Origin of the sequence: Nitratidesulfovibrio sp. 1201_IL3209, from assembly GCF_036763125.1 — a bacterium.
Classification (GTDB): domain Bacteria; phylum Desulfobacterota; class Desulfovibrionia; order Desulfovibrionales; family Desulfovibrionaceae; genus Cupidesulfovibrio.
Map to the genome: position 1 here is coordinate 1 of NZ_JBAIYT010000055.1, position 8,795 is coordinate 8,795.

Here is an 8,795-nt window from a genome sequence, read left to right on the forward strand (position 1 = left end):
CCCCCCCCCCCCCCCCCCCCCCCCCCCCCCCCCCCCCCCCCCCCCCCCCCCCCCCCCCCCCCCCCCCCCCCCCCCCCCCCCCCCCCCCCCCCCCCCCCCCCCCCCCCCCCCCCCCCCCCCCCCCCGATTCGCTCTTCGTATTCCTTCTTGCCTGTTATTCCTGATGCGTCCGCAGTTCGTTGAGATGGGTGCGGGCGAAGTCGAGGGAGGGGTCGATTTCCAGGGCGGCTTCCAGCAGGTGGGCGGCGGTGTCGGCGTCGCCGAGGAACTTGTGGCACAGGCCCAGGTTGGCGAGGTCGATGACCGAGCCCTTGTCGAGGCGCAGCACGTGTTCGAAGTTGGCGGCGGCCTGTTGGTAGTCGCCCAGCTTGAAGTGGCACACGCCGCGCAGGTTGAAGTATTCCTTCATTTCCGGGCAGGCGGCCACGGCGCGGTCCAGTCCGGGCAGGGCGGCGGCCCAGTCCTGGGCCAGGGTGTGCACGTAGGCCCCGTAGAAGGCGGCAAGGCCGCGCGAGTCGGCGTCGGGTTGCAGGGGTTCGCTGCGTTCGAACCAGTGGCGCGCCTCGTCCATGGCTTCGCCGCGCAGGGCCAGCATGCCCCGGAAGAACGGGACGAAGTGCGCGCCGGGGTAGAGTTCCGAAAGTACTTCAAGGCCGCGCCGGGCGGTTTCCGCGTCGGCCTCCTCGCTCAGGATGCGGCCCACGAACAGGCCGATGGAGGCGTTCTTGTCCCGCTCGCGGAAGCGGAACCCCGGCACGATGTTGTAGTGGGTGGACACGCCCGCGTCGGGGTTTTTGGTGGAGATGGACAACAGAGTGTAGCCCTGCCGGGCGAGGCCGTCGGAAAGGGTGGTGAGCTCGCGCAGGATGTCGCCGGATTCCACCGTGGGCAGCGAGGACAGGGGCACCACGGGGCCGCGCCGCAGCCATTCGATGTCTTCCAGCCGTTCGTACTTGGGCAGGCCGGAGGCCTCGTAGCAGGCCCCGGTGATGAAGTCGCCCGCGAGCTGGGCGATTTCGGTCAGGGCGCGCACGGCGGCCTTGACCGGGGTGGCGGCGGTGCCGGCGGTGTACACGATTTCCGAGCGGGCCGGGAAGGTGGCCGGGTCCCAGGCCACGGCGCCAACGGTGGGCACGGGCAGGTCCAGGGAAAAGTCCTTCAGCACCACCTGCACGCCGTGCCGGGCGAAGCGGTCCAGCAGGTCGCGCAGCACGGCGTCGTCACCGGAGCCCTCGGGGGAAATGTCGATGGTGGGCAGTTCGGGCATGGTCTCGTCGATGACGCAGCACACGTGGCGCTCCACCAGTTCGCACGCGCCCTGGAGGATGGATTCCTCCTCGGTGTTGCCGGCGGACGAGCCGTTGAATTCGCCCAGCTTCTTGAACCAGTCGAGGGGCAGCCACACCTCGCGGCCTTCGCTGCCCTCGCGCGGGATGACGGTGGCCGGGAAGAACTTCCAGCGGATCAGGTCCAGGGCGCGCACGGCGTCTTCGGGCGCGATGGGGTCGTGCACCGATTTGGCGATTTCCTGCACGGGCAGCAGGGCGTCGCCGAAGCGGGCCCGCGCCTCGCTCCAGGTGGCCTCGACCATGCCGGGCATGTCGCGCCAGAAGGTGAAGAAGCTGTAGCGCTCCATCAGTTCCATCAGGGCCGATGCCTCGGCCTGCTCCACGGACGCGCCCTTGCCCATCTGCTTGCGGGTGGGCATGACGCGCCGGGCGTCGGCCCCGCACATGCTGAGGAACACGGGAATGCCCAGCCGGTCCACGTCCACGCGGCGGGTTTCGGCAAGGATGTCCACGTCGAGGCTGGCAAGGCGCCGGCGCACGCGACGCACGGTCTCCGCCGGCGAGGTGGCCTTGTCCTGGTCCCGGGTATAGCCCTTGGGGCAGGGGGAGAGCTTGATCATGCGATGGTCCGTGAAGGGTCGAGGTTGCGGGTGCGGGCCGTCGTTGGCGGGATGGGGCGGCGCGAGGCCGCGCGGGGTGCGCGGGGCCTATGCGGTGGTGACGGGGGCGGCGGGCGAGCCGGGGGCCGCGCCCGACCGCTTGGGGGTGAGCCGGTGCACCAGGAACAGGCGGCGTTCCTCCTGCCCGTCGTCGCCGGTGGATTTCACGCCCACGGGCTGCTCGGCCACGTCGAAGTCGCGCCCGGCCAGCTTCAGGAAGTGCGCGGCCTTGCGGCGCTTGTCGGTGCACAGCATGGCCTGTCCGCCGGGGGCCACGTGGCGGGCCAGGAACTTGGCCAGTGGGCGGTGCAGGTCTTCCAGGTACAGGATTTCGGCCCCGGCGACGACGTCGTAGCGGTCGGCGAGGCGGGCGGCGGTGATGTCGCAGCGGCGCACCTCCACCCGGTCGGCCAGGCCGTTGCGCAGCACGTTGATGCGCGCGAAGAGCAGGGCGTCGTCGTTCACGTCGGTAATGGTCACGCGGGCAAAGCCGTAGCGCGCGGCGATGAGCCCGGTGACGCCGCAGCCCGCGCCGATTTCCAGCAGGCTCTTGCCCGCCGGGTCCAGCTTGCGCAGAAAGCGCCCCAGCAGGAACGAGGCGGGCCATATCTTGGCCCACAGGGGCAGGTCGCGCAGCGGGTCCTTGATGGCGTTGGCGGCGATGAGCCGGTCGAGGTGCCCCACCATGTTGCGGATTTGCAGGATTTCCAGCGGCGCGTCGTCCACGGTGAGGGTTTCGAATTCCACCTCGTAGCGTTCGCGCGCCTTGGCCAGCAGGCGTTCCAGTTCGGCGGCGTGCGCGGTGTCCGTGGCGGTGGAATCCGTGGTGTCTGTGATATGGGAGGCCGGGGCGCCCGGTTGTTCGGTCATGGTCTGTCCTTATTAAGCCGATGTGAGCCCGCGCGAGTTGGTGGCTGCGGCAAGCCGGTCGCCGGGGAACGCACCGGAAGGGGGCGGCGCGTCCGGAGTTCATGCCTCAACCGGGCGGGCAGCGCAAGCGAGGCGGGGGTAAGCACGCGCTTCGCGCCGGGCGGGGCATGGGGCCGGGGGAAAATCGAGCGGGGGACGCGGGGGAGGCAGCGGGCTCGCGGCGGGTCATTCGGCAAGGGCGGCCTCTTCGGCGCCCTGCGCCGGTTGGACGTCATCGACCACGGACCGTTTGCGCGCGGCCTTCTCCACGAGGCGCTTTCTGGCCTCTATGGCCACCAGCCGCACGAAGCCGCCGTCCACGGACATGGTCCGGATGTCCCGGCGCAGTTCATGGTAGCCGTGGTCCTTGTAGAAATCCAGGGCGTTGAGCGAGGCGGTCAGGCGCAGTTCCGGCCAGCCCTGTTCCACGGCATGGCGCTCCAGTGCGCGCAGCAGCGCGTGCCCGGTGCCGGGCGGGGCTTGCGGCGCGGCGTACAGGTAGGCCACCTCGTCGCCGCGCAGCGCGCCGAAGCCGACCACGGCAGGTACTGGCGCAGGGACGGATGACATGGCCCCGTCGACCGGGGGGGCTGGCGGGCCGCCGGGGGCCGCCGCCTCGGCCACCAGGAACGGGTTCATGCCCAGCTCAAGCTCCCGCCGGAACTGGGCCTCGGTACGGCCTGCGCACCACGCCGCCAGTTGCTCCGCGTCGTAGCTGCGCGCCGCCTTGCCGTGGATGGCCGCGTGGAACACGGCGGTGACGGCGGCGGCGTCGTCTGGGGTGGCGAGGCGGATGGCAAGGCGGGGCATGGCGTGTCCTGCGGCTGGGGGTGATGCTTCCGGCATATGCCGGGGAAGGCCGGTGAGCAACCGTTTTGCCGGGCCGTGGCAGCCGCGCGCGGGGGCGGGCCGGTGCCTGCCCCCTGAAGGCCCGTTGGCGGATCGTGCGGGCCGGAGCGGGCGCCACCCACCCCGCCCATCCCCGCTTTTCCCGTCGCCGGAAACGACGAAGGCCGCCTTGCGGCGGCCTTTCGTGCCCATCGGGCGAAATTTTGGAGCGGGAGACGGGATTTGAACCCGCGACTTCAACCTTGGCAAGGTTGCACTCTACCACTGAGTTACTCCCGCCCTCTTGCGCAGGCATGGGGGCGGCACGCGGAGCGAGGCGGAGCCGCCGTTCCCTCGTGCGGAGGGAGAGCTACCCTTTTTGGCGGGGGGTTGTCAACATGCCCGCGCGGAAAAGTTTGCGCGGAACGGGTATCCTCGCGACCCTGGGACCGGGGGCCGGGGGGGAGGAGGGGGGCGACCGGAACTTGCCGTGCCGCGTTGCTGCGTTGTGTGCCGTTTCGACGCGGGCGTAAAAACGGTGTAGGGTGGCGGGCATGCCGGGTGGCCGGAACGGTGGCGGCGCGGGCTCCGCCGCCGCCATGTCGTGGCGAACCGTCATGCACTGCCGCCAAAGGAGGAAAAACATGGAAAGCACGAGGGATGACGGGCAGGTTCACGTGGCCTGCCAGGGGACCGTCCCCGAGGTGTGGGAGCGTTTGCTGGGGGCTCTGGACGGCATGGGCGTGCCCGTGTTCTGCGCCGTGGACCATGCGGCCAACGCGGAAGGGGCGGGGCTGCGCATGCCGGCCACGCGGGTGGTGACCTTCGGCAACCCCGCCGTGGGGACGCTGCTGATGCTCGAAGCACCGTCCATCGCCCTCGACCTGCCGCTGCGCATGCTGGTGCGCGAGGCCGGGGGCGTCACCATGCTGTCCTATGCCCGGCCGGAAGTGCTGGCCGCGCGCCACGGCATCGATCCTGGCTTCGCCCCGGTGGGCAAGGTGTCCGCATTCATGGCCGGGCTGGCGGACAGGGTACGGCGGTAGGCCGGAAAGAGATTATGCGGCAAGGCATTGTTGCCGCCAAATTCCGGAGTGCTCAACTCGTATTTTTCATAGTGAAAAAATCCATTCCGCTGATTTCAGAAAACTTGTCATGAATTTCCGGATGGTGTTTTTTCAGATAGCCGGCAATATTTTGATTGCTCAGCATCCGTTTCAGATATGATCTGATGATGTCCAGGTTGAGCATGTCCCTTCCATAGGAATCATTCAGGGCACGGATATCCTCGCCCAGAGCGATGCTTTCCTCTTCCAGGCGTATGCGTTTTTCCACAGCGGCTGGTGAAAGTTTTTTCTTCTTCGCGTCGGCCACAAGCTGGTTCGCCGGAGTTCCTTCTAGCAAAACCCTGGCATAGACATCACTGTAGCGGTTTTGGTCATTCATGAGCATGGCGACCTTGATTTGTCGCATGGGCTTCATTTTCTTCAATACCCGGAATACATTTTCCGACATGATTTTGTCTTTCAGCAGATCAACGGCTTCCTTGCACACGCCGTCCAGCAGGCCTTTCTTGTGGCGGATGGATTTTATATCGAGACTCAAAGACGCGGCGAGCTTTTCCTCCGAGACCCCGCTATTGAGTGCCTTTACGATCATTTTGTGCTCTTGAACGGCCGAGAGCCTGTTGATGAACTTGTTGTATGTGTATCCTTCGTTATCCACAGAAACCAGGCAGTTCACGTCTTTTTCACCCAATTCTTCAAGTGCCAGAATTCGTAGATGCCCATCCAGGAGAATGTATTCGCTTCCCTGACTGCACAGCGCCACAACCGGCGGCTCAATAAGACCAACTTCACGGATGGAGGAAAGTATTTGCGAATATTTCCGGCCCTGCTTGACGTGGGTGGACAGGGTTTTAGTGAGACGCAAATCAGCGATGGGCAAAGTCGCAAGCTTTCGCTCAAAGCCTTGCTTGATTGCGGCACTCATGAACATACCTCGCCGAGCAGCTCAGCCAGTTGCCTGGGAATGTCGTTCACTCCTTCGGCTTTCAACTGGTTAGTGAAATGTTCGTCGCGCAGCAGCTTATTGAGAGCTGCCGTTGAATACGCCAACATCTGTTTCAGGTTGTCGGCTTTAGTAATCAGACGTTTTTTGTTCTTGATGGCGTTTTTATAGGTTGCAATCAGTTCATCGGTGGACAGGCCCGACTTTTTCCTCGATGGAGCAGGCATTTTTTTTCCGTAGTGTTTCCCGTAATGTTTGCGCCGGTCGAGCAGGCGCTGTACGGCAATCAGTTTGCCGCCGCTTAACTGGCCTGTCTCGTAGGCTTCCGTCAACGCCGCCTGTATGGCGGCATCGTCTTCAATGGCAATTTTCAGGGCAAGAGACAGCGGCATACGCCCCTTTTCCACCGCGCTGATCAGACGTTCTTCTCCGGTTTCCAGCAACTTGCCTATGCCCCGCACCCACTCCCGGCTGAGGCCGGTTTTCTGGGCTATTTCAGCATCGCCATCCCCCTGGCTCTTCAAGTATTTGATGCCGTGGAGCAGTTCCATGGGACTGTTATTCCGGCGGGCTATATTTTCCACCAGACTCATAATATGGGCGCCTTCCTTGTCCGCTTCTATTATGATGGCGGGAATATCCGTTTCATTGGCGTCAATGAAGGCTTCCAGCCGTCCTTGTCCGCAGACGAGGTCATACTTTTTTCCGGTTTTGGGGTCTGTGCTCAAGGTTACGGTGATGGGGCGCTTCAATCCAACATTACGGATATTGCGACGGATTTCTTCAGCGATGTTACGGTTGCGTACCCGTGGGTTCAGGATATGGATTTCATTGACGGGAATAAGAACGACTTCATTGGGTTCCATGTTACACCGCCTTGTCGAGACTGATGTTTATGCTCATTCTCAAAAGATACTCCAGGCTGTCGGCGCGAAAGCTGTCCAGAAAACCGACGTTTTCATCATGCAGCTTCAACGCGTTGCCCCCAAACTCCAGTGCGGGCAAGATGTAATAGTCATGTATGGCCTCATTTGCGGCGTCCATGCGGACCGCTACCGTGATATCTGGATGGAGACCGGTATCAAAACGGATTTTCCAGCGCCGCATTCCGGAAGGGGTAAGGAAGCACCTGCTGATTACGATGGACAGAAGCAGATGGTGGTTTAATTCCAACAAGCCTGTTCCCGAATCGATAAAAATTTTTCGTCCGCAAAGGCTTTCTATGTCCGACACGGTTTGGGACACAATGTCGCCGTGCAAGGCCCTGAGTCTTTGGTTGATCTCCACATACCGGTAATCCCGTTCCGGAAGGTATCCAATCAGGGTATATGCCCGCAGCAGTCCGCCAAATCGGTTACGATAAAGGCTGCTTGGCGGCATGCTCTCTGACTCGTCAATGATCATGGCGGATAAGCGGCCGGTTTGAGACTGCAAAGATTTGAGGCGCTCCAGCAATTCGGCGTCGGTTACCCTTTTATGCCTTTCCCGGATGATCCCCTGAACGGTATAAAAGCGTTCTGCATCAATTACCGGCGTAAAAGCGCCGACTTTTCGTACCCATTCGGTTTCCGGATTCGCCTTTGGCCTGCTTTTCAGCTTGCCGGACCTGCGGTTGAAGAGATTGTTGCCGATGTACTTTTCATTGGTCAAAACTTCCCTGACCGTGCCCCTCGTCCACGGCCTACCAAAACCCGTCAGGCAGCCTTCCGTATTGAGCACATCCGCGATATCCGCTTCCCTCATCCCGGCAATAAATTGGTCGTACATCCAGCGTATCGTGTTTTGTTCCGCTTCCGAACCGGGAACCAAAACAACGCGCTCCGTCTGAAGGCTTTTGCGTTGCCCTATTGCCAGTTCCTGTTTGGGATTACCTGTTTCATCCACAAGCATGCGACGCAGGCCGAATCCAGCGGGTCCGCCTTGCCTGTATCCTTTCAAAACCAAGTTGCGTTGCCCGATAAACACTTTTTGTGAGAGCTGGCGGCAATAATCACTGGCGCTCTCATCCTTTACCATTGTTATAAGACGATCCGCGAACGTGGCGGTCATAGTCAGGGGCTTATCGCAGGCTTGGCAAACAACTCCTTTGAGTTTCAGCCGCATGCGGTAATACTCTGCCTCCCCGCTATCGACAAAACGACCCCAACGGCTGTCATCTAAGTATAGTACGATGCTGTACTCATTACGGCCGAATTCGACATCATCAAGCATGGCCTGAAACTGACTTCGTCCTTCAGCCTTCATGCCGCTCACGCCGAGATCTGTGTATATTTTTACGATTTCAATCCCATGGGCATCAGCGAAAGCCTGTATTTCCCGTTTTTGATTTTCCGGGGATTCCGTCTGCAATTCTGTGGACATGCGAATATACATAGCGCCTTTCAGGCGCAATTTTTTTATCTTTTCAATTGGATATGTAGTTTTTGTATGCAGCATTTTGCTGGTATCCCCCTGCTGTGACTGAGAATATTTCAGAAACATACTCTTAACAAAGGGGAAATGCATGTCCATAAATAACTTGTGGCAGATCTGCCACACAAACAGGATGGGGAATAAACTACTCACTGAATATCTTGTCGGAATGATACGAGATCAGGAAATGACGTCAAAGCAGGTGTCACAAGAACTTGTCATTTCAACTGAACGTGTAAGGAATTGGTATTACAGAAATACAGGCATGACAGCATTGGACTTGTTGCTGTTAATGAGCGAGTACGACATTATTCTGGAATTCGTTAATTCGATGCGAAACACATATGCAAGCTACAAAAAGGAGAAAATGCAGTCATACTAGCTTGAATGACTGGGATAGCAAAGGATTTAGGCAGGGACGCAACATAATTTTTAGTAAGTGCGAAGTTGAGAAGGTGGTTGCAACTTCAAATTAGACCCCATTGAGACTCGATAACGTTGGAAAATACAAAAAGGACTCGAAGAATTTTCTTCAAGTCCTTTTGCTATAAGGATTCTCGTCTTTTGGTTCCTCGACGCGAGACGTGGAAATCAGCTTTCTTGACTCTCCTTCCTGACGCATCGTAGCCTTTCCCTTTGCCCAGGAGGGAAGGAGCCGTGGAAGCTAACGATTTACTGACGTTGGGCC

At 60.8% G+C, this 8,795-nt stretch carries 7 protein-coding genes and 1 tRNA gene; 1 reads left to right on the plus strand and 7 read right to left on the minus strand.

Translation table 11 applies throughout. The features are described from left to right. Window positions 1-154 precede the first annotated feature (154 nt). The 4 genes from V6B97_RS16670 to V6B97_RS16685 form a co-directional block, all read right to left on the minus strand. Window positions 155-1,909, minus strand: coding sequence for a YcaO-like family protein (locus tag V6B97_RS16670; RefSeq protein ID WP_333507651.1), 1,755 nt, complete (start codon window positions 1,907-1,909; stop codon window positions 155-157). Window positions 1,910-1,996: 87 nt separating this feature from the next. Then, the gene (locus tag V6B97_RS16675; RefSeq protein WP_333507652.1) at window positions 1,997-2,818 is read right to left on the minus strand and encodes a class I SAM-dependent methyltransferase; all 822 of its coding nucleotides are present in this window, start codon (window positions 2,816-2,818) and stop codon (window positions 1,997-1,999) included. Window positions 2,819-3,043: 225 nt separating this feature from the next. Next, on the minus strand, window positions 3,044-3,667 hold the full coding sequence (locus tag V6B97_RS16680; RefSeq protein ID WP_333507653.1) for a GNAT family N-acetyltransferase: 624 nt from the start codon (window positions 3,665-3,667) through the stop codon (window positions 3,044-3,046). A gap of 243 nt (window positions 3,668-3,910) precedes the next feature. After that, window positions 3,911-3,985, minus strand: a tRNA-Gly gene (locus V6B97_RS16685). A gap of 344 nt (window positions 3,986-4,329) precedes the next feature. Between V6B97_RS16685 and V6B97_RS16690 the strand changes: the two genes are divergently transcribed. Beyond that, entirely contained in the window at window positions 4,330-4,731 is a 402-nt protein-coding gene (locus V6B97_RS16690) for a DUF302 domain-containing protein (protein WP_333507654.1), read from the plus strand. A 52-nt stretch (window positions 4,732-4,783) separates the two neighbouring features. On the opposite strand, the gene V6B97_RS16695 is transcribed toward V6B97_RS16690, so the two are convergent. From V6B97_RS16695 to V6B97_RS16705, 3 genes are read right to left on the minus strand one after another with little or no spacing between them, the layout of a single operon-like run. After that, window positions 4,784-5,677: a plasmid partitioning protein RepB C-terminal domain-containing protein gene (locus V6B97_RS16695; protein ID WP_333507655.1), complete on the minus strand. Its 894-nt coding sequence runs from the start codon at window positions 5,675-5,677 to the stop codon at window positions 4,784-4,786. Continuing rightward, the gene (locus tag V6B97_RS16700) at window positions 5,674-6,561 is read right to left on the minus strand and encodes a plasmid partitioning protein RepB C-terminal domain-containing protein (protein WP_333507656.1); all 888 of its coding nucleotides are present in this window, start codon (window positions 6,559-6,561) and stop codon (window positions 5,674-5,676) included. Before V6B97_RS16700 ends, V6B97_RS16695 begins: the two co-directional genes overlap by 4 nt. Before the next feature lies 1 nt (window position 6,562). After that, window positions 6,563-8,260 carry a recombinase family protein gene (locus tag V6B97_RS16705; RefSeq protein ID WP_333507657.1) on the minus strand — a complete coding sequence of 566 codons (1,698 nt, stop codon included), beginning with the start codon at window positions 8,258-8,260 and terminating at the stop codon, window positions 6,563-6,565. Window positions 8,261-8,795 lie beyond the last annotated feature (535 nt).

Excerpts from the sequence above, each read along its gene's own strand:
- V6B97_RS16680 (WP_333507653.1), bottom strand. The coding sequence starts at position 3,667 with ATGCCCCGCCTTGCCATCCGCCTCGCCACCCCAGACGACGCCGCCGCC.
- V6B97_RS16690 (WP_333507654.1), top strand. The coding sequence starts at position 4,330 with ATGGAAAGCACGAGGGATGACGGGCAGGTTCACGTGGCCTGCCAGGGG.
- V6B97_RS16670 (WP_333507651.1), bottom strand. The coding sequence starts at position 1,909 with ATGATCAAGCTCTCCCCCTGCCCCAAGGGCTATACCCGGGACCAGGAC.
- V6B97_RS16695 (WP_333507655.1), bottom strand. The coding sequence starts at position 5,677 with ATGAGTGCCGCAATCAAGCAAGGCTTTGAGCGAAAGCTTGCGACTTTG.
- V6B97_RS16700 (WP_333507656.1), bottom strand. The coding sequence starts at position 6,561 with ATGGAACCCAATGAAGTCGTTCTTATTCCCGTCAATGAAATCCATATC.
- V6B97_RS16675 (WP_333507652.1), bottom strand. The coding sequence starts at position 2,818 with ATGACCGAACAACCGGGCGCCCCGGCCTCCCATATCACAGACACCACG.